Source organism: Vibrio sp. Y51_MX_L26 (assembly GCF_024181935.1).
In the GTDB taxonomy this organism is placed as follows: Bacteria; Pseudomonadota; Gammaproteobacteria; order Enterobacterales; family Vibrionaceae; genus Vibrio; species Vibrio diabolicus.
The window spans coordinates 1,299,414-1,319,664 of the sequence record NZ_JAMZAS010000001.1; the positions used below are offsets into that span (position 1 = coordinate 1,299,414).

The window sequence follows — 20,251 nt, forward strand, 5'->3', positions numbered from 1 at the left end:
ACAGTATCCTGTGTGGATTAAGCGCGCATCAGATAACGTAAAGTTAGATCATCATACACTCAAAGCTTTTAGAGAAGGTTGACTGACCCTATAAGAAACCGCGCATTTTGTTAGGTAAATCGCAAGAATAAGTACCGCTGTAAAAATAGACCGTAAAACATCAAAGGCTTTGTATTAACCATTGGGCAAAGGTGTTTACGTGTGACTTTTCTGATGCTCTAACCATCATATAGTGTGCGCCGGAGCTGGGCATACCCCAATCTCCGATTTGCACTAATATCCCCTGTTGCAGCTCATCCTCAACAAGAAAGTCTCTCACCAGCAAGACACCAAGTTGATTGGTTGCAGCTTGAATAGCAAGCAATGAATGTTCAAATTCGGCTATCACTTTGCTCACCTTGCCTTGATAACCTTGGTACGCAAACCATACCTGCCAAGATTCATGATAACCCCCGGTGCAAATTTTAGGTGTTTGAGACAACTTCGTGAGGTCATCAATCGGATTTAACTGAATAAAGCCGGGGCTTGCTACAACGATCCAGTTTTCTAGGGTAAGCTGAATAGCTTGTTGCTCTTGCCAATCGCCATCTCCGTTAATAATTTCTATATCTGCAATCGCACTGGCGTTTGGAACCGTATTCGCGGTTGTCGAGATCTTAAAGGAAACATCTGGAAATTGACGCTGAAAATCGGCCAGCCTTGGCATTAGCCATTGCGAGCAAAAACTGTGGGCGACATGTAAGGTAATTTGCTTGTTCTGTGGGCGAGTAAATAAATGATGGGTAGAGGTTGATAAGGTTTGAAGCACATGGTTAACCACCGGCCAGTATTCTTTTGCTGAGCTGGTCAGCGTAAGGTGCGTACCCTTGCGCTCGAATAATGTTGCATTTAACTGCAGTTCTAGCGATTTCACCTGCTGACTGACGGCCGCACGGGTCACATTTAGCTCCTCTGCGGCTTTAGTGAAGCTCTGTAATCGCGCCGTGGCTTCAAACGCTCGGAGCAAATTAAGCGGCGGTAAACTTTGCATAACACTCTCCCAAATACTCAGTAGCCATGGTATGAACTGGTGATGACAAATTGATGAAAGTGCTGAGTTTGTTAAGCGGGATCAAAAAAGCCAGCGTGATACACGCTGGCTTTTGGAACTGTCTCTTAAGCAGGAATTATTCTGCTTTCTCAGTGGTTTGGTATTCAAACGCAGGGACAACTACTTCAACACGACGGTTCATTTGACGACCTTGACGTGTTTCGTTGCTTGCTACTGGGTTAGCTTCACCCATGCCTTTCACTGTCATACGCTCAGCCGCAATACCTTTTGCTTGGAACTCGTCAGCAACGGCTTTCGCGCGTTTTTCTGTAAGTTGCTGGTTGTACGCAGCAGAACCCGTCGTATCACTGTAACCCGTGATCTCAACTTGAGCTTGTGGGTAAGTGTTCATCAGATCAACGGTACCAGAAAGAGTCGATACATCTTTCACTTCTGCACTTTCTAGGTCGAATTGTACTGTCGCTGTTGTTTGAGCAGGGTAAACATGCTCAACAATACGTGTTGCAGGGCGTGTTTCTACTACTTCCTCAACCACTTCTTCTTGAACTACTGGCTCAGAGCCGAACTTGTAGTTAAAACCAATACCGAAGAAATCTGAATCCATATCTTCAATCACGTCATCAGACATATCTTGGTAACGTTGGTATTCAGCACGTAGGCTCCAGTTGTAGTTGATTTTGTACTCAGCACCTAGAGAGCCTGTTGGTACGAAATCTTTTTCGTCACCTGCCATCATGTATGCAGCACCAACTTTCGCGAATAGATTCCAAGAATCCGTTAGCGGTAGGTTGAATTTAGGAGCAAGAGTCAACGCCCAAAGATCACCGTCAACGGTGTTTAGGCCCGGCTTTTTGAAGTTTGCAGTGAAGTCACCAAGGTAATCAACACCGTACTCTGCTGCAACGTACTCGTTGAAGCTGTAGCCCAGGTGCATAGATGCTGCAAAACTGTCGTCGTCACAAGGTTCGTTTAGGTAACACGCATCATTTAGAGAGTTGTAACCTACTTTACCGCCCATGTAAGTGTCAGCAAGTGCAACGTTTGAGATCACACCACCAGCAAGTACAGTAGCCACTGCTATAGCGATTTTTTTCATTATTCTTTTCCTTTTTCTTGTACACAAAGCAACACATCGAGGCAGCATACTGCCGTAAAATATGAAGCCGTAACTTTCTCTTTTCTTCGAACAGAAATAGCTAAATAGCGTAGGAAAGAATCAAAAAATGATATTCAAACGCCAATGACGTAAAACGGAGAAAGATAACCTCAAGACCATCTATTCATGAGCTTCATCCGCATACCCAACCGAGAAATAAAGTCTCGTTGCGTTGGTTTAGCCATAGTCAATTCGTTGCGGAGAATATCACAAAACAGCCAGTTTTCTGTGACGCAAATCACCATAAAAAGCCACTTTCTCAAATTTAAGAATCGACATTTAAGCCTGTGAATGGCAAAAAATTTTTACAGGAGAGAATGGATATCGAAGGCATAAAAAAACAGCTCATTTAAAATGAGCTGTTTTCGAAATAATGAACAGACGTTAAGTTATCGAACTAGATTTTATCCGCCACGGTAAGCGTTGCAGCTAAGACATCTTGCCCAAATAATACACTGCGTTCTGGTGACCAACCATAAAGCGGATCTGGGTGATTGTTGTTGTCTTTAAATGGCATCTCGATCGTGTACGACAGGCATTTGAACTGCTCCGCGACCCAGTTTGAGCCTACCGTCAAATTCGCTTTACCCGGCTCATCTTTATCATAACCAATCTCATCTTGGAACTCAGGTGTAATAGTCAGTAACGCTTGCTTAAATGATGCCTCTAAAGCGGCAAGATTTTCATCGTAAGAAGGAATACCTTCTGAGCCAGCGACGAAGTTATACGGTATCGCTTCATCACCATGGATATCTAAAAACATGTCAACACCCGTTTCCAGCATGCGCTGACGCACAAGGTAGACTTCTGGGCTCTTTTCCATTGATGGCGTTTGCCATTCACGATTCAAGTTCACGCCTACCGCGTTCGTACGCAAGTGGCCGCGAATACCACCGTCTGGGTTCATGTTTGGTACCACGTAAAGCACTGCTTTTTCCAGTAATGCACGCGCAACCGTGTCATTTTCGTCCAGTAGACGTTGGATCATGCCTTCCATGAACCATTCAGCCATGGTTTCACCCGGATGTTGGCGTGCAATCATCCAGATTTTCTTTTTGCCTTCTTCCGGCTCACCAAACGTTAGCAAGCTCATGTCATTGCCGTCTAATGTGTGGCCTAATGTTTCTAGTTGGCAGTGGTGCGCGCTTTGTGCCATGTGTAACAAGTCTAAATGACGATCGTATGTGTAAGGCGCAAAGTACGCGAAGTAAATTGAGCTACGCTCAGGGATAACAGTGAAAGTCAGCGTGTCGCCATCGAACTCTGCTGGTATACGGAACCATTCTTCACGGTCGTAAGACGCTACGACATCATAACCTTGCCACCCTTCTGGATAAGCCGACTTAGCCAAATCAAGCAGTTTGATCGTGTGCGACTGCTCGGCTTCGGTTTCTAGACGGAAATGGAACCACTGGTAGAATTCCGACATATTGTCATTAGGGATTTTAAGTTGGATGTCATTTTTGTCGTCCGCTTTCACTACGTGAATGCTGCCGCTATCGAAGTTGCTGAATACTTTCATTATATTACTCACCTTTTAAATCTGAGCTTGAAAGACAGAGGCTAACACAAGGCTACATCGCCCCCCAATGACTTTTACTGCAAACTGTCTCGTTTGTGGCTAAAGTCTTCAGTTTAGTCGAGCTTATCCGCTTTGCCTGCTGGTCCTGCGAGTTTCGCTAGCCATTTATCCCAAACAAACGGATGTTTCTCATTGTCTTCCGCTTCCTCTTTTCGGCGAACAGCATTTCGTACCATCATTGCTCCCAGCCAACGTATTGGTTCTGGTGGAAAATACCCAAGCGGTCCTTGCGCTAAACCACCTCGCGTCCACTCGTTATCTAGCCCTAACACCAACGACGATAAAATCTTTCCACCCATTCGAGTTTGGGCAACGCCGTTACCTGAATAACCAAACCCGTAAAAGACATTACTTTGCTCATCCAATTGGCCAAAAAAAGGAAACCCAGTTGCGGAACGATCCGAACCGCCAGTCCAAGAGTACTCAAATTCAGTCCCTTTTAAGCGAGGAAAAAGGTTGTCGAATGATTTTTTTAGTAGCGTTTGATAACGCGTCGGCTTGTTAAACATCGCATCAACTTGGTTGTTGAAAGAGAACTGATTACCGCCTTTACCTAGCATCAAACGGCCATCTGGCGTATCTCGGTAATAATGTACGAAGATGCGTGAGTCCAAGACACTCGAACCCGCTTGCCAACCAGATTGAGACAAAGTATCACCAAGCGGTTTGGTAATAACCATATCCGAAGACACCACCACGATACTGTTTTTGAACTGCTTAAATTGCTCCACCATCCATGCATTTAATGCCAACACCACCTGCTGCGCTTGAATGTTTCCTTTAGGTGTACAGACGGTGGCAGGTTTTCCATAATCTAGACGCGTCATTGGCGTGTTCTCATAAACTTCTACACCCAGATCAATAGCAATACGGCGTAACCCTCGCGCAAGTAAGGCGGGTTGTACGTTAGCAGCAACCGGAGAGTGGTAGCCTTCAATATGGCGAGGTGAACCCGCATTGGCACGCAGTTCCTCCACCGAGCAACGACGCCAACTGTTCACATCTAGCCGTTGTAACTCGTCGACAACTGGCTGCATTCCACCTTTCTGAGCCTGATTGGTTGCGGTGTAATAAACCCCTTTTAACGATAATTGCGCATCGATATTGTATTGCTGACAAAAGTCGTCAATCTCCAACACCGCTTGTTCCGACTCTTTTACCAACCAAACAGCATGTTCTTCACCGAATAACCGTTTCAACGTCGGGAACTTGGTAGACCATGTCAGCATACAGCCGCCATTCGCGCCAGATGCCCCACTGCCACACAAGCCCTTTTCGATAACAACCACCTGTTTTTCAGGAGATTGCTGCTTAATCATAATCGCTGTCCAAAGTCCGGTGTAGCCACCACCGACAATAGCAACATCGGTATCAATATTTTGATGTAATGGTTGCGGCGTTTCTGGCTGTTCAGCTTCAATGGCCTGCTTGAACCAGTATGAACTGTGTGTCATCGGGTATCCTCGTTAGTGCGTTACATCCATTTCCGCAAACACTTTACAAACGATGAGCACAATCAACGAGCAAGAATATCTAACGCTGAGCGATAGCAAATGTTGCGCTGAGAGAGTGGAAGTTTCTGCTATCAATGAATACAAAAATGGGGAGCAGCGCTCCCCAAAACAAACAGCAAGGATATAAATTATCGGAAAATCGAGGCCGTCTTACTGGTTAGTATTTACCGGTTTCACGCATGCGGTACTCGTATTGAACATTGAGAATAGGCTGGTATACAACTTGCCCGTCACTTTGCAAGAACTCATTCACCATGACTTTTGAGTCGGTGATAGAAAACGACTGGCGATCAACATACTCTGTAAGGCTTGTAAACTCGTCACGAAGCTGACCTGGTGATTTGCTTTGATAGTTCTGAATCATGTCACGACCCATTTCATAAGCCGCTTGTTTGCTATCCATAACATCACCATGGATCGTTTCGGTATCGTTTGTCCACTGATAGCCACCAGCAAAAACAACAGAAGGTGCAGCAGTCAGAGCAATCATACTTGCTAAAGTCATTAAGCGTTTCATAAACCTCTCCTTACTTACCTTTATATCGGGCCTAAATTGGCTCGATATTTATAAGGTACGTATAAAGACCAGAAACACGTCAAAATAATTTCAAATAACGTTCAATTCTTGTTCAACTCATTTCACTTTAACTTAGCAACACGGCATCATACTCTGCCAACACGAGCATTTTTCCACCTCGTAATCACAACGTTCAAAGTGGCTTCCAAACTGACATTTCCTTACCAACCCATACAATACCTAAGGTCAATTTTCTCTTAGAATCCCAACAAAAGAACAGTGTTCAAAACCTTATATAAACGTCGGACACAGCAAAACCTCCCCTTTTAGTAGTGCTTTGTATTTCCCCTTTTTCGGGTTCTTCGCTGCTCGTCCGTCGGTTCTTAATTGTGGCTGTTGAGCACACGTTAATCTGGAGTGAAAATGACCGCGAACAAATCCATTTTTTACCATAGCAAATCAATTTACTCAGATGATTATGCTGATGTCTATAAGCCAATTTGGACCTACAGAGCTAAGTTCATCTTGCGCGCACTTTACTACAAACGAGCGTTTAAGCACCTGTCAGATAATATTGAATCGTCATTGCTAGAGATGCTTTGTGCACGTACGCACCGATTTTTAGAAAAACCATTTCGTCCCTACATCATCAAAAATAACTCAGCGTTCGATCGTTCAAACCTAGTGGTTGATCACTACAAAACCATTTCAGAGCTGTTTTCTAAACAGACCATTGAAGAGATCTATACCGATTCGACTGGCTTAACATTAACATCATTTGAAATCGACGAGACATTGTACTCTGTGCGATTGGTGTACGAAGCGCGCTACCAAAAAGAAGGCGACATGAGCCTAGTGCTACACAGCGCGGAGGATGGTAACTTCTATACGCTCTCATTTACTCTCGGCCACATAGAATCTGGACGCAGCATTATGATTGGCGGCTTGCAAGGGCCACGCAGCAGTGAAGAGAACAACGCGAAAATTAAAAAGTTAACTCGTAAACTTTACGGGCAAAGACCAAAAAGCTTGATGGTGAGTTTGCTTACTTTACTCGCGCAAATTTGGGAAGTGAATACGATTCTAGCGGTAAAAACACAATCCCATACTTATGCTGCACGACGCTACAGTAAAGGACGAATCAAAACGGACTACGATGCACTCTGGCAAGAATTGGGCGGCACCGAATACAACCGTCATTTCTACTCACTCGATGTGAATGCCCCGCGTCGTGATATCGAAGGCATGTCGCGTTCTAAGCGTTCGATGTATCGACGTCGTTACGAATGGTTAGACAATACCAAAGCGGAGTTCATAACAAGGCTACGTTAACCCAACGCAGCACATGACGCTTTGTTTTTCATTTTATGATTCGGAGTTTTTATGTCTTACAAGTACGCCGTTGCATGCTTACTGTCCGCACTTTCCTTAACGGCTCATGCACAACCAACCCAACATGTTGTTGGAGCAAATTTAGGCTACGGTAATGTTAGTTACGATGTGAACAATAGCCATGATGAAGGTGACATGTTCCTTGGTGATGTATATTACCGTTACATGTTCGATCACAACTTTGGTATTGAAGCCGGCTATAAGGGCGCATTTAACGGCATTGGCTCCGTACTTATCAGTCCCTTAACAGAAATCACCGATGTCAGTTATGGCGGGCCTCGACTCAGCGGTTACGCAAGTTACCCTCTGGGAGCTGGCTTTGAGCTTTACGGGAAAGGTGGTATCACTTACTACACGTTAAGTTACACGCTTAAAAACAATGGTCAGAATAAAGAATATGACGAGTCTAGTCTTGGCGGAGAAGCCGCTGCTGGTGTCGCTTGGGCCTATAAACACTTTGGTTTGAACTTAGAGTACAACTACGCCAAGAATAGCGATTTTGATTCTGGCGGTGTGATGTTTGGTGCACAATTGCGATTTTAAAAATTTAGCTGTGCCAAGGCACCGAATCGACATCGGTGCCTTATACCTCAAGCAGAGCTCAATGACATAATGATTCCGCTCAGGATCAACAGCACCCCGACGCCTCGCGTGAAATACCATTTTTCAGCCAACAACCACACGCCCATTAATAAACCAAATACAATGCTGATTTGTCGCAAAGCCACAACAAGGCTGACGTTATCAGTCATAGTCATCGCAAACAGCACCAAGCCGTAGGTGGATGCCATCATGATGCCAGCCATGCTCGCACTTTTGCGAATCATCCAAGCGGTTTGTAGTTCTTGCTGACTCCCCGAAACAATACACCACAATAAAACCGGTACTCCCATAACCCAAAACTGCACGCCTAGATAAAAAATCGCGCTATAGTGGTCGTTAAGAATGGTCGATGTTTGTTGAGTTAGCAGATTCAGTGCTTGCTTGTCCACAACGGAGTAACCCGTCGTGCCAAACGCCGCAATCAAGGCCCAAAACACACCAACATTCAGGTACTCCCCAAGAGTAATTTGACGAAAACTGGTCACTGGAACTAGGACACAACCTAAAGTAATAAGCAGGAAACCCAACCACTGCTGAGCATTCAACTCATAACCTAAGGCGACGGTGAGTGCGCCCACCATCATTACAGGAAGTGCTCTCGCAATCGGATAAATCACTCCCACATCGGCGTGCTTGTAGGCCACGATCAAACCAACCAAATAGACGATTTGAGATAAACCACTGATAAACAGCATTCCCCAAAACACGCTGGGCAACGTCGTCCAGCCAATGTTAAAGAGATACCAAATAAGATAAGGCGTGAGCAGAAGGCATGCAGATAAACTTGCCGCCATCGTAAACGCGAGCCCTGAACCAGCATTGCTTTTACCAAGAATATTCCAGCCAGCATGCATAACTGCAGACAATACAACGAGTGCGATTGCCAAGAGATCCATTCCGTTTTCCTGTTTATGATATTTAGATGCCCTCAAGGTGCTTGGGTACAACAAAGGCCCCAATATGGAGCCTTTGAATTTGAGATATAAATTGCTCGCCGCCAACTAGACAGATGCCCAGCAAACAGAGATTAATTCAGCTCCGCGACAGACTCGATGCTGATGGCATCATGACGCCAGTATTCGATGTCACAGTCAATCAACTCGCCATGTTGGTTGTAGTTGATACGTTCAACCACCATTGCAGGCGTACCAGAAGTCGCGCGCAATGCCTGTGCCACCTCACCCAACAAAGTACTAGTCGAAATTCGGTAACGAATTTTTTGATACGTCACACCGTAGTGTTCACGATAAATGTCGGTTAACGAGTTTGATAAATCATAAGACAATAAGTTGGGAAATATGTCTGGTCGAATGTAGTTCGTAACATAAACCACCGGACGCTCTTCTAGGTAACGAACGCGGTCGACACGAAATACGTCTGAAAACGGCTGAAGGTCCAACAAACGAGCGGCCAATTTATTAGCCAAGGTGCCTTTTGCGGCTATCACTTCTGTTTTTGGCACGCGATTTTGCGCTTTCGCCATGTTCGGGAAGTTTAGCGTTTGGGTAGGGTCGTAACGCAATGGCTCAGGTGAGATAAACCAACCTCGGCGATCTTCGCGATAGATTCGACCTTCCGCTTCGAGCAGTGATAAAGCTTCACGCAGAGTGACACGTGTAGTATCGAACGACTCCGCCAACTTACGCTCTGCTGGCAGTTTTTGACGCGGCGATAGCATGCCCGCTTCAATCTGTTCAACAATCGAATCTTTAATTTTTACGTATTGCACGAAGTGTCCTTATCTTTTGCGCCAAGCTTGTGTGCGATTCTCTAACAATTTACCCAAAGTCATCTGAACAATCTTCGCAATTGCGGCAGCAATCATGATCATCACAGCCATTGCCGCTGCAGCGCCAGTTTGACCTGCATCGTCCATATTCAGAATCGAGACCGAAGCCGGAATCGTATCGGTTGAGTAAAGGAATACTACCGCAGAAGTGGTGGTCAATGCATTAACAAACAAGTAAGTCGCAATGTCCAAAATCGCAGGTAAACACACAGGTAATGTCACTTTAAAGAACAACTTGTATTGAGGAAGCTTCACCGATGCTGCTGTGGCTTCAATCTCCGATGGCAACTGCTTTAGCGCTGTCAGTGCAGTCATGTGACCCACGGTATAGTAATGGACTACCGTATTAATCACCAAGAATGCCATGGTGCCATAAAGCACGTTCAAAGGATTGTTCGCATCATTGAAGTAAAAGATGTAACCCAAGCCAAGCACCATACCCGGAACCGCCATTGGCACCACGCTAAGCATTTGCATCACTTGGCGAATTGGACCAAACGCACGCCCTTTCTCAATGCAGTAAGCACCGACAAAGATGATGGCTGTACCAATAACCGCTGTCCAACCTGCCAGCGTTAGCGAGTTGAAGAATGGGCTCCAACCGTAGGTGCTCATTTCGGCAAAGTTGTAGTTGTTTAGCGTCAGCGCTTTGTTCCAAGGCCAGAACGTAACTAACGAGCCATACACTGCCATGCCAAGCACAGCCAACACTGCGATAGAAATGATGCTGCAGTAAACCAAACAAATGCTGTCGCGCGCTTTGTTAGGTTCTGGCTGATAAGGCACCGAGCGTGTGTCGAACAAGCTCTTCTGCTTTTTCTGTACCCAGCGGTCTGCGCCGAATGCCATTACCGCAGGGAATAACAACATAATGCTGGTCACTGCACCCATAGCAAAGTTTTGTTGTCCCACAACTTGTTTGAAGATGTCAGTCGCCAGAACGTTGTAGCTGCCACCAATCACTTTCGGCACACCAAAGTCCGTGATAACCAGTGTAAAGACCACGATAAGCGTACTGATCAAACCGTATTTCGCCGCAGGTAACGTCACCATAAAGAAGGTTTTGATTGGTGAAGTTTTCAGTGCGCGGGCTGCTTCATACAAGCGGGCATCTGAAGTACGCAGTGAAGTGGTCAAAATCATCAATGCATGAGGGAAAGTCCAGAAAATCAATCCCATCGAGATACCAATCACGCCGTAAATCGAGTTTCCCAACAGCATCTCTTTAGCAATGCCTTGATTACCGAAAAGGAAAATCAAACTGATCGCTGGCAGTAACGAAGGCGCGAGGATCGGCGCGGTACCTAGGATTTGAAACAAACCTTTAAACGGTATGCATGAACGAGTCAGCGCGTAGGCATAACCAAACGCAAGCACGCCTACTACCGAGGTCACTATCACGCCCAAAGTGAAGGTGTTGCCCACCGACACCCACAAGCTTGAAGAGGAAAAGTACGTCGCAAAGTTTGCCAATCCGACAAATTCGCCATTGGCATTTTGCACACTCTTGGTCAACATTGCCCAAAGCGGCATTAAGATGAACAGCACCATCATGGTCGACAAACCAGCGAGCAAACCAAACAACACAAGGTTATCGCGGCTAACACGTCCGAGTAGGGATTTTGCTTTGTCTTGCGTGGTTAGGCTATTCATCGTCATTGTCTTCGCATCCATGTTTACACCTACGCTGCTAGCGCTTTATCAACCGAGGGCACGGCGTAACCATGCAGCCCTTCTTCAGCAAACTGGATGTAACGTACATCGCCCGCCTTGATATTGAGTTTTTGAACCGTTTCCACAGGCACATCCACTACGATGGTTTTCGTTGAGCTGTCGTTTTGCAATACGCAATCAATACGGAAAAACGCCCCCAGAAACTCGGTTGCGGTAACTCGCACAGGTAAAGAGTTGTTGTAGTTTTCAACGAACTTGATGCTTTCAGGACGCACCGCAAGGTCGAAGCGGTCACCACGTTGGATCTTACGATTGCTCAAGCTTGGTGCTGGCATCAGGGTTTCTGCAATGCGTACTTGGGAGTCGGTTGCGACTGAGGTTTCAATAAAGTTCATGCTGCCGACAAACTCAGCAACAAAGCGCGTTGCTGGTTGTTGGTAGATCTCTTGAGGAGTGCCGACTTGCTCAATCACACCATGGTTCATTACCACAATACGATCCGCCATCGACAGCGCTTCGTCCTGATCGTGCGTAACCATGATGGTGGTGATGCCAAGCTTGCGTTGCAGCTTACAAATCTCATCACGTAAGTGAACACGTACTTTTGCATCCAGCGCCGATAATGGCTCATCCAATAACAGTAGACCCGGTGACAACGCCAATGCACGAGCCAAAGCAACACGCTGCTGCTGACCACCAGAAAGTTGGTTAGGGAATTTCTCACCAGAGGTTGGAAGACCAATGGTTTCTAGCCAGTAATCCACCTTCTCTAATGCTTCTTTGGTCGACATGCCTTGGTTCTTCAAACCCACCGCAATGTTCTCTTGCACAGTTAGGTTCGGAAACAAAGCATAAGATTGGAATACGATGCCGAAATCGCGCTTCTCTGGTGGTAGGAATGTGGTCTCTTGACCGTTTTGAAAAATCGCACCAGATGTTGGCAAGTCTAAACCTGCAATAGCACGTAATAGAGTGGTTTTACCGCAGCCAGAAGGGCCAAGAAAACAAACGAACTCGCCCTTTTCAATCGCTAGCGAGATTTTCTTTAATGCAGTGAACTGTCCGAATTGCTTCACTACATTTTCGATATTTAGGTAATGTTGGTTAGTTGACATAACACATGCTCCAAATGGTATATACCAACTTTAGTTTTGGAGTGTTACGTTCCAATGACAAATTTATAGCCAGAAGATGACAAATAGATGAAGGGAGATGAGGTTTGTTCAAGTGGTAATTAGATATTCCCGACTCACTCCTTCGTCGCTCTCGAGAATGACGTTGTGAGTGCGGATAGAAGCTCCCAACTTTCTTAAGTCCGTCATTCCAGCGAACCTAGGTGAGACTAGGAATCTACTTTCAACAAACTCTGAAATAGAAAGAGAAAACAAAAAATCCACCTCAACCGAGGTGGATTTCAGCATTCAACTCAAAGCAAATTCAATTAAGACTTTGGTTCTGATTTCGCGTCAAACTTCTCAGACCAAGCCGCTAGAATCTCTGCACGCTTGCTACCCATTTGCGCGAAGTCCATCTTCGCCATGTTCTCTTGAACGTTCGGGAAGTTAGAAACGGTCGCTTTCACTTCTTTATGTGCAACCACTGGGTACATTTCTACGTAAAGCTCGTTTGCTGCTTTAGAGATTGACCAGTCGACAACACGCTTCGCTGCATCAGACTCTTTTACTAGACCAACGGCTTCTGATTCCCAGCCGATGCCTTTTGGTGTGATAACCGCTAGTGGTGCACCTTGTGTTTTCAGCTTCGCGCCGCGGCTTGCCATTGAAATACCGATAGCCACTTCACCCATACCCGCTTGAACACATGGCTTAGAGCCAGAGTGCGTGTAGTGTGCAATGTTCTTGTCTAAGTCACGCATGTAGTTCCATGCCTGATCTTCACCCATGTTTTGTAACCAAGCAGAAACCTGCATGTAGCCAGTGCCTGAAGACGCTGGGTTCGGCATTGCAATGTGACCTTTGTAAACCGGCTTTGTTAGGTCTTCCCAAGACGTTGGCTTAGGCAGGTTAAGTTGTTTCGCTACCACTTCGTTGAAACAAACTGCGTTAAAGAACGCATCGTTACCAAACCAAGCTTGGTTTGATTGAGGGTCGTTTAGGTTCGCGTGAAGCTCTTCCAAACCTTTTGGTGTGTAAGGCTTAAGAAGACCTTCATCTTTAAGCAGTGCCATTGACGAGCCAGCAAGACCCCAAACCACTTCCGCTTGAGGGTTGTTCTTTTCTGCCAGCAATTTCGCCGTCATGATACCGGTGGAATCGCGAACCCACTTAATCTTGATATCTGGGTTATCTTTCTCAAACGCAGACTTGTATTTCGCAAGAATGTCAGTTTCGAAAGCGGTGTAAACCGTGACTTCCTGTGCTGCCATTGCATTCGTAGCTAGCAGAGAGACAAGTGCAGCCAGCGATCCTTTCATCAAACGGTTTTTCATCATTTTCTCCAGTTAATTTGGCTAAGTTTTCATTTGGTCTGTACCAGTTGACGATATACACCCTACTGAGCCTTTGTGACGAAATCATGACCATTAAATGGCAGTTTTACGAAAACTTGCGATGAATAATCGTTCAATTGATCCGCCATTTTCTGGATATTAAAGTTTTATGAAATTGGAGATTCGCCTATTTACTGCCCTTTTCTTCCTCGTTAGAGTGAACTCTAAATTTGGTGTAGACCAATTAGCCTATTCTGATGGAAATCGAGATGAAAAACGAATACCTACTACTGACTCCAGGTCCTCTATCTACTTCTGAAACGGTACGTGAAGCCATGCTTAAAGACTGGTGTACTTGGGATGATGAATACAACAAAGACATTGTAGAAGTGATCCGCACTAAGCTTGTAAAACTGGCAACTCAACAAGACGGCTACACCAGCGTACTAATGCAAGGTAGCGGCACCGCATCAGTAGAAGCGACGATTGGCAGCGCCATTGGCAAAGATGGAAAATTGTTGGTTGTCGACAACGGTGCTTACGGTGCGCGTATCGCTCAGATCGCTGATTACCTAAATATTCCATGCCATGTAGTTTCCCCAGGCGAAACATCACAGCCACACTTGAACGAGGTGGAAACTGCATTGGCATCGGATCCTACAATCACACACGTGGCGATTGTTCACTGCGAGACAACCACTGGCATGCTTAACCCAATTGAAGAATTTGCTTCTGCAGCAAAAGCGCACGGCAAAGTGGTGATTCTGGATGCCATGTCGAGCTTTGGTGGCATTCCTATCGATATCGCTGAGCTAGGCATCGATTTTATGATCAGCTCTGCAAACAAATGTATTCAAGGCGTACCGGGCTTTGGCTTTGTGATTGCAAAACAAACTGAGCTCGAAAAGTGCAAAGGTCAGGCACGTTCTTTGAGCCTTGATCTTTACGACCAATGGCACTGCATGGAAGTGAATCACGGCAAATGGCGTTTCACGTCTCCTACGCACACGGTGCGCGCTTTCTACCAAGCATTGCTAGAGCTAGAACAAGAAGGCGGCATTGAGGCTCGTCATAACCGTTACCAAACTAACCAGAAAACACTGGTTGCAGGTATGCGTTCTCTAGGTTTCGAGCCACTACTAAGTGATGATCTTCACTCGCCAATCATCACTTCTTTCTACTCTCCGACGCACAGTGATTACCAATTCAAAGCGTTCTACACACGTTTGAAAGAGCAAGGTTTTGTGATTTATCCGGGTAAGGTATCGAATGCAGATTGCTTCCGTATCGGCAACATTGGTGAAGTTTACCCAGCAGATATCGAGCGCTTAATCGGTGCGATTGAAAAAGCGATGTACTGGCAAGTTGCTTAAAGCAGCCTTCTGATTGAGAGAGCGCTATGACTCAGAATATCAAACCGACCCATTTCCGCAGCGAAGGTGATGTCAACACAACACCGGCACGCCAAGCTTGGAATGCATCGATGGACGACAAACGCACGCAAGCATTGCTGAAGCGTGATTCGGAGGTCTTTCTTCATCAAGCCATGTCAACGCCTTGCTTAGATACCTTGGAAGCAGCAGAAGGCATCTACATCCAAGATGCTACCGGCAAAAAGTACATGGACTTCCATGGCAATAACGTCCACCAGTTGGGCTATGGTCATCCGCATGTGATGAAACGTGTGCAAGAGCAAATTGCCAAACTGCCGTTTTCACCACGTCGTTTTACCAACGAGACCGCGATTGAATGTGCCGAAAAACTCACCCAAATCTGTGGCGGCGAATTGAACCGCGTGTTGTTTGCTCCGGGTGGCACATCTGCGGTTGGCATGGCACTTAAACTAGCGCGCCACATCACGGGCAACTACAAGGTGGTGTCTCTGTGGGATTCCTTCCACGGCGCATCGTTGGATGCCATCTCAGTAGGTGGCGAAGCGTGTTTCCGTCAAGGCATGGGACCATTAATGGCAGGTGTTGAACGCATTCCACCAGCAGTGTCTTACCGAGGAGCTTTTCCAGTCGCGGACGGCAGCGACGTACATTACGCCGACTACCTTGAGTACGTGATTGAGAAAGAAGGTGGCGTGGGCGCGTTTATCGCAGAAGCGGTTCGCAACACGGATGTACAAGTGCCGAGCAAAGCCTACTGGAAACGCATCCGTGAAATCTGTGACAAACACAATGTCATGTTGATCATCGACGACATCCCTAACGGCATGGGTCGCAGCGGTGAATGGTTTACCTACCAAGCCTACGATATCGAGCCAGATATGCTGTGCATCGGTAAAGGCTTGGGTGGTGGCTTAGTGCCTATCGCAGCCATGGTCACCAAAGACAAATACAACACCGCCGAGCAAATCTCCATGGGTCATTACACTCATGAGAAAAGCCCTATTGGTTGCGCAGCAGCGCTAGCCACAATGGAAGCCATTGAGCAAGAAGGCTTGCTAGAGAAAGCTAAAGCCGACAGCCAGTTCATGCGTGAAAAGCTGCTAGAGATGAAAGCCAAATACCCAGTGATTGGTGATGTTCGTGGCATCGGCATGTTGTGGGGCATTGAATTGGTCACTGACCACGAAAGCAAATCGCGCGCGTATGACGAAGCGGAAGCTGTGCTGTACCAATGCCTCAACAATGGCGTGAGCTTCAAGGTATCGCAAGGCAATGTGATTCAACTCAGCCCACCGCTGATCATCACTCGCGAACAACTGACAGAAGCGTTGGCGATCTTCGAAGAAGCGATCGCCAAAGTGTGTAAAGACTTTAACGACTTCTAACCTCAACAAAAACCAATTTATCCTGAGCGCGGTTCCAACGTGTAGGCAAGCGCTCTGGCAAGCAAGAAAAAGGATTGAACATGAGCAACTCACCAATTCAAGCAGTGATCTTTGACTGGGCTGGCACTATCGTCGATTTCGGCTCTTTTGCGCCAACTAGCATCTTTGTAGAAGCATTCAAACAAGGCTTTGATTTTGAAATCGACCTTGAAGAAGCGCGCGAACCAATGGGTCTTGGCAAGTGGGATCACATCCAAGCTGTGGGTCGTATTCCTGCAGTTGATAAGCGTTGGAATGAGAAGTTTGGTCGCTCAATGACCAGCGAAGACATCGACGCTATCTACGCAGCATTCATGCCGCTACAAAAAGCAAAAGTGGCTGACCACGCAGAGCCAATCCTTAATGCGATTGAAGTTGTGAACGCTCTGAAAGACAAAGGCATCAAGATCGGTTCTTGTTCTGGTTACCCTCGCGAAGTGATGGATGTGCTGATTCCAGTGGCAGCGGATTACGGCTACAAACCAGATTACGTAGTAGCAACGGATGACCTGCCACAAGGTGGTCGCCCTGCACCATTTATGGCACTGAAGAACGTGATTGAGCTGAATGTTACCAACGTTAATGCGTGCATCAAAGTGGATGACGCCGCACCGGGCATCGATGAAGGTCACAACGCCGGTATGTGGACCGTTGGTTTGCTGCTGTCTGGTAACGAAGCAGGTCTAACGTTTGAAGAATACCAAGCTGCGGACGAAGCAACGCTTAATGCTGCTCGTGAAAAAGCGCGTGCAAAATTGCTAAAGAGCTCGCCGCATTATCTCATCGACACCATTGCTGACTTCCCAGAAGTGGTTGCAGATATCGAACGTCGCCTAGCAGCAGGTGAACGTCCGTAATCTTCATCTTCCACCAATAAGTGAAAACAAAACGCCCCTCACGTGAGGGGCGTTTTTCATATTGAGGCTATCTTATTGAGACAACAACTTTCTCGTTGGTTCTTGCTCGGTGTATTCAACGGATTCGTTACCAGATAGCTTATCGACGTCAGCTTGTTCGCCGCTCACCACCAGTACCTGTTGCTTCACCAACGCATCAACCACTTTAAGGTTATGTTGACGAAGAAGCGCTCTCACTTCGCTCTCTTTCCCTTTGTGATACTTAACAAAGTAACGCGTAGGTTGTTGCTCAGCTTGTTCAGAACGTTCATCCACGAGCGGAAATCCTTGATTGTTCGCCAAGCTGGCCGAGCTTAGTCCGATTGCCAATAGTGCGGTAGCACTCACCGCAGACAAAGAAAGTAAGGTCCACTTCTTCATAACCACTCCTTATTGAAAAGTCAGAGTCCAACTGTTGATTGTGCCCGTGTCTCTTCTGGCACTGTCTACCGCTTTTAGTTCCCAAGAACCTTGTGATTCAAAACCAGAGAAATCCGCTTGGAAAGTGGCTTTGATATCGTTAGCACTGCCGCCAGTATTATCGTGAAGCACGACTTCTCCACCAGTCGGTGAAGTTAGCGTCACTCGTAGGTCACCGATGTAAGTGTGGCTAATATCAACGTCAATACTTACTGTACCTGAATCACCAGAGCGATCGACATCTACAGCGCTGATTGCACCAGAAGATTTGTTGTCAGGAATCGCAACAGGGCTGGTGTTTGAGAAGCTAGAGTCCGAAGAGCTACCGCCACCGTCAGGACCGTTACAGCCCGCATCCAAGAACAGTTTCGCCGCTTCCGCATTCACTAGGCCGTGACCTGTGCGGTTGTCTCGTCCAGCGACATCAATGTCTGTTGCCGTTTGAACTAGGGCATTACGTACTTGCGCTGCTGTACACGTTGGGTGGTAACTCCACACCAAGCCTGCTACGCCAGTTACATGAGGTGTTGCCATCGATGTACCATTGTAGTATTCGTAATCTTCACCAGAGGTGGTTGAAACCGTAATTTCTTGACCAACATACCCCAACAGCTCTTGACCAAATGCACGATCAACCGTTACCGAAACCATACGATAAGCGTTGTTTGTGTCTACCAAGAATGGGTTTTGTAAACCAGGTAGTTCAGAGTTGCTGTATACGATTGCCGCTCGTGCACCTGCATTGTAACAAGCTTGAACCGCATCCACTTCTGGGTAGTTACCTGAAGACTGGTTGCCAATACGTTCAGTCAAACAAATTTTGCCTGACATATCACCACAGTTAAAGTTACCGCCAGATACATCACAGCTATCTAGCATTGCTGTTACTGAACCAGCGATTGGATCTGGCACATACGAAGAGCCGTTATTAATCAAACGATTGTGAGGGACAATACCGCGATCAAATTGGCTTACGCCATTCAAGGTAATATCAGAAAGTTTACCTTCGCCTACCGTAACCGTTGATAAGATCGCCACACCTGGGCCAGAGATCTCAACTTGATCAGTAGATTGCGAGAACGCCGCATGATCATTTTGGTTATCGACAGCAGCAACAGACATAACTGAATCGTAAGAAGCTGGGTAGCTGTGTGCAGTGTTTCCGTCATTACCAGCTGCGGCGATTAGCAGAACGCCTTGATCGTAAATGTTTTGCAGTGCATTTTGCTCAGTTCGGCTTGATTGACTACCACCAAGACTCATGTTCACAACGTTGGCACCATTATCTGCACACGTTTGGATCGCTTTAACAAGTCCAGATGAGTAACCCCAACCTGATTCGTTAAATACTTTCACGATGTGCAAATTCACATTCTGGTTTGGCATCACACCCTTCACACCTTCGGTGTTGGCAATCGCTGCGATAGTACCTGCAACGTGAGTACCGTGGGCGTTATTGTTACCCGGATCGCTCCATGATCCTGTACCACTATCGTTGGTACCTGCAACACGGTTACCGCTTAGGTCGTTGTGCGAGATGTCGTACCCTGAATCGATAATACATACAGTGCGATTACCAGCATTGAAGTCGTCTAACTGTTGAGCATTAACCGCTTCATAACCCCACGGGGTAGTTTCGCTGAGCAAATAGCGAGGCGGATCGACTTCGACATATTCCACATCACTGCGATTACGAAGTGGTTCTAAGTCATCACCATCCAACTCAACGCTGTAAATGGCGCGATTACCTAGTTTTTCCACCTTACGTGCCTTCACCTGTTGTAAAACAGACTCCTGCGCGATTCGTGGTCCCCAAAATGAGTTACCACCCATTGAAGATCGGCTGACTGCATCTTCTTTGAATTTGACGATGTACTTCGTCGGTAACTTAGATTCATCAAATCCCATTGGTGGAGCCGCAAACGCTGACATAGAAGTGGTCAGTGCTATCGCTACGGCAGACAACGAAAATAAGCCTTGTTTTTTACTTGTTGTGTAGTGCATTTGCCCTATTCCTTATTTGAGCTAATTTTTATTCACTATATTCTCATGAAAAGTCATCACCATGATGTTCACATGAGAGCTTCAGCTATAGTTTATAGGCCAAAAATGCCAAACAATTTGTTTCATGAATATACAACTTTGTACAAAAGATCATTCAATAAACATTTTTAGTTAACATCAAAAAGTATAAACAAAACCTTATAAAGCAATCACTTAATTAACAAAAAGTGCATGTTAAATTAATGTTAGTGAGTAATTATTCTAAATAATACACATTTAATCGATTGCTATGCTGAATGGATTTTTTGACCGTGGTGCCAAAACTGAAATATTGAATATTTAGTTGTTGACTGTCTTGAGTATTTACTCAGAATTAGAAGGTTTAG

17 protein-coding genes are annotated in these 20,251 nt (G+C 46.0%); 5 read left to right on the forward strand and 12 right to left on the reverse strand.

Annotated features, from left to right (window positions below):
• Nucleotides 1–160 precede the first annotated feature (160 nt).
• From NL645_RS05675 to NL645_RS05695, 5 genes are all read right to left on the reverse strand, one after another.
• Nucleotides 161–1,030 carry a LysR substrate-binding domain-containing protein gene (locus NL645_RS05675; protein WP_109168868.1) on the reverse strand — a complete coding sequence of 290 codons (870 nt, stop codon included), beginning with the start codon at nt 1,028–1,030 and terminating at the stop codon, nt 161–163.
• A gap of 136 nt (nt 1,031–1,166) precedes the next feature.
• Complete coding sequence (locus tag NL645_RS05680; protein WP_253651370.1) at nt 1,167–2,147, reverse strand: OmpA family protein; 981 nt, start codon at nt 2,145–2,147, stop codon at nt 1,167–1,169.
• Nucleotides 2,148–2,604: 457 nt separating this feature from the next.
• Nucleotides 2,605–3,729 (reverse strand): M14-type cytosolic carboxypeptidase, encoded by a 1,125-nt coding sequence (locus NL645_RS05685; RefSeq protein WP_005395332.1) that lies wholly within the window; start codon nt 3,727–3,729, stop codon nt 2,605–2,607.
• A 113-nt stretch (nt 3,730–3,842) separates the two neighbouring features.
• A complete protein-coding gene (locus tag NL645_RS05690) occupies nt 3,843–5,243 on the reverse strand; it encodes an FAD-dependent oxidoreductase (protein WP_253651371.1) in 1,401 nt (466 codons plus the stop codon).
• Nucleotides 5,244–5,460: 217 nt separating this feature from the next.
• A complete protein-coding gene (locus NL645_RS05695) occupies nt 5,461–5,820 on the reverse strand; it encodes a DUF3316 domain-containing protein (RefSeq protein ID WP_005395335.1) in 360 nt (119 codons plus the stop codon).
• Nucleotides 5,821–6,243: 423 nt separating this feature from the next.
• Between NL645_RS05695 and NL645_RS05700 the strand changes: the two genes are divergently transcribed.
• Both NL645_RS05700 and NL645_RS05705 read left to right on the forward strand, forming a co-directional pair.
• A complete protein-coding gene (locus NL645_RS05700; protein WP_253651372.1) occupies nt 6,244–7,152 on the forward strand; it encodes a VirK/YbjX family protein in 909 nt (302 codons plus the stop codon).
• 51 nt (nt 7,153–7,203) lie between these two features.
• Entirely contained in the window at nt 7,204–7,755 is a 552-nt protein-coding gene (locus tag NL645_RS05705) for a porin family protein (RefSeq protein WP_047008000.1), read from the forward strand.
• Nucleotides 7,756–7,802: 47 nt separating this feature from the next.
• Here the strand turns inward: NL645_RS05705 and NL645_RS05710 are convergent, their stop codons facing one another.
• From NL645_RS05710 to NL645_RS05730, 5 genes are all read right to left on the reverse strand, one after another.
• Complete coding sequence (locus tag NL645_RS05710; RefSeq protein WP_253651373.1) at nt 7,803–8,711, reverse strand: EamA family transporter; 909 nt, start codon at nt 8,709–8,711, stop codon at nt 7,803–7,805.
• 131 nt (nt 8,712–8,842) lie between these two features.
• The gene (phnR, locus tag NL645_RS05715; RefSeq protein WP_053808131.1) at nt 8,843–9,544 is read right to left on the reverse strand and encodes a phosphonate utilization transcriptional regulator PhnR; all 702 of its coding nucleotides are present in this window, start codon (nt 9,542–9,544) and stop codon (nt 8,843–8,845) included.
• A 9-nt stretch (nt 9,545–9,553) separates the two neighbouring features.
• Nucleotides 9,554–11,278: a putative 2-aminoethylphosphonate ABC transporter permease subunit gene (locus tag NL645_RS05720; protein ID WP_253651374.1), complete on the reverse strand. Its 1,725-nt coding sequence runs from the start codon at nt 11,276–11,278 to the stop codon at nt 9,554–9,556.
• Between the two features lie 8 nt (nt 11,279–11,286).
• A complete protein-coding gene (locus tag NL645_RS05725; protein WP_237309356.1) occupies nt 11,287–12,393 on the reverse strand; it encodes a putative 2-aminoethylphosphonate ABC transporter ATP-binding protein in 1,107 nt (368 codons plus the stop codon).
• 326 nt (nt 12,394–12,719) lie between these two features.
• Nucleotides 12,720–13,730, reverse strand: a complete 1,011-nt coding sequence (locus tag NL645_RS05730) for a putative 2-aminoethylphosphonate ABC transporter substrate-binding protein (RefSeq protein WP_253651375.1) — start codon at nt 13,728–13,730, stop codon at nt 12,720–12,722.
• Nucleotides 13,731–13,996: 266 nt separating this feature from the next.
• On the opposite strand from NL645_RS05730, the gene phnW reads away from it, so the two are divergent.
• The 3 genes from phnW (at nt 13,997) to phnX (ending at nt 17,402) form a co-directional block, all read left to right on the forward strand.
• The gene (gene phnW / locus NL645_RS05735; RefSeq protein WP_182034448.1) at nt 13,997–15,100 is read left to right on the forward strand and encodes a 2-aminoethylphosphonate--pyruvate transaminase; all 1,104 of its coding nucleotides are present in this window, start codon (nt 13,997–13,999) and stop codon (nt 15,098–15,100) included.
• Between the two features lie 26 nt (nt 15,101–15,126).
• On the forward strand, nt 15,127–16,506 hold the full coding sequence (locus tag NL645_RS05740; RefSeq protein WP_152164059.1) for an aspartate aminotransferase family protein: 1,380 nt from the start codon (nt 15,127–15,129) through the stop codon (nt 16,504–16,506).
• Between the two features lie 80 nt (nt 16,507–16,586).
• Nucleotides 16,587–17,402 carry a phosphonoacetaldehyde hydrolase gene (gene phnX / locus NL645_RS05745; RefSeq protein WP_152164058.1) on the forward strand — a complete coding sequence of 272 codons (816 nt, stop codon included), beginning with the start codon at nt 16,587–16,589 and terminating at the stop codon, nt 17,400–17,402.
• A gap of 72 nt (nt 17,403–17,474) precedes the next feature.
• On the opposite strand, the gene NL645_RS05750 is transcribed toward phnX, so the two are convergent.
• Entirely contained in the window at nt 17,475–17,822 is a 348-nt protein-coding gene (locus tag NL645_RS05750; RefSeq protein ID WP_253651376.1) for an ATPase, read from the reverse strand.
• A gap of 9 nt (nt 17,823–17,831) precedes the next feature.
• A complete protein-coding gene (locus NL645_RS05755) occupies nt 17,832–19,865 on the reverse strand; it encodes a S8 family serine peptidase (protein ID WP_046873865.1) in 2,034 nt (677 codons plus the stop codon).
• Between the last annotated feature and the right edge of the window lie 386 nt (nt 19,866–20,251).

Coding starts and splice junctions, on each gene's coding strand:
- NL645_RS05675 (WP_109168868.1), bottom strand. CDS start 1,030: ATGCAAAGTTTACCGCCGCTTAATTTGCTCCGAGCGTTTGAAGCCACG.
- NL645_RS05680 (WP_253651370.1), bottom strand. CDS start 2,147: ATGAAAAAAATCGCTATAGCAGTGGCTACTGTACTTGCTGGTGGTGTG.
- NL645_RS05685 (WP_005395332.1), bottom strand. CDS start 3,729: ATGAAAGTATTCAGCAACTTCGATAGCGGCAGCATTCACGTAGTGAAA.
- NL645_RS05690 (WP_253651371.1), bottom strand. CDS start 5,243: ATGACACACAGTTCATACTGGTTCAAGCAGGCCATTGAAGCTGAACAG.
- NL645_RS05695 (WP_005395335.1), bottom strand. CDS start 5,820: ATGAAACGCTTAATGACTTTAGCAAGTATGATTGCTCTGACTGCTGCA.
- NL645_RS05700 (WP_253651372.1), top strand. CDS start 6,244: ATGACCGCGAACAAATCCATTTTTTACCATAGCAAATCAATTTACTCA.
- NL645_RS05705 (WP_047008000.1), top strand. CDS start 7,204: ATGTCTTACAAGTACGCCGTTGCATGCTTACTGTCCGCACTTTCCTTA.
- NL645_RS05710 (WP_253651373.1), bottom strand. CDS start 8,711: ATGGATCTCTTGGCAATCGCACTCGTTGTATTGTCTGCAGTTATGCAT.
- NL645_RS05720 (WP_253651374.1), bottom strand. CDS start 11,278: ATGGATGCGAAGACAATGACGATGAATAGCCTAACCACGCAAGACAAA.
- NL645_RS05725 (WP_237309356.1), bottom strand. CDS start 12,393: ATGTCAACTAACCAACATTACCTAAATATCGAAAATGTAGTGAAGCAA.
- NL645_RS05730 (WP_253651375.1), bottom strand. CDS start 13,730: ATGATGAAAAACCGTTTGATGAAAGGATCGCTGGCTGCACTTGTCTCT.
- phnW (WP_182034448.1), top strand. CDS start 13,997: ATGAAAAACGAATACCTACTACTGACTCCAGGTCCTCTATCTACTTCT.
- NL645_RS05740 (WP_152164059.1), top strand. CDS start 15,127: ATGACTCAGAATATCAAACCGACCCATTTCCGCAGCGAAGGTGATGTC.
- phnX (WP_152164058.1), top strand. CDS start 16,587: ATGAGCAACTCACCAATTCAAGCAGTGATCTTTGACTGGGCTGGCACT.
- NL645_RS05750 (WP_253651376.1), bottom strand. CDS start 17,822: ATGAAGAAGTGGACCTTACTTTCTTTGTCTGCGGTGAGTGCTACCGCA.
- NL645_RS05755 (WP_046873865.1), bottom strand. CDS start 19,865: ATGCACTACACAACAAGTAAAAAACAAGGCTTATTTTCGTTGTCTGCC.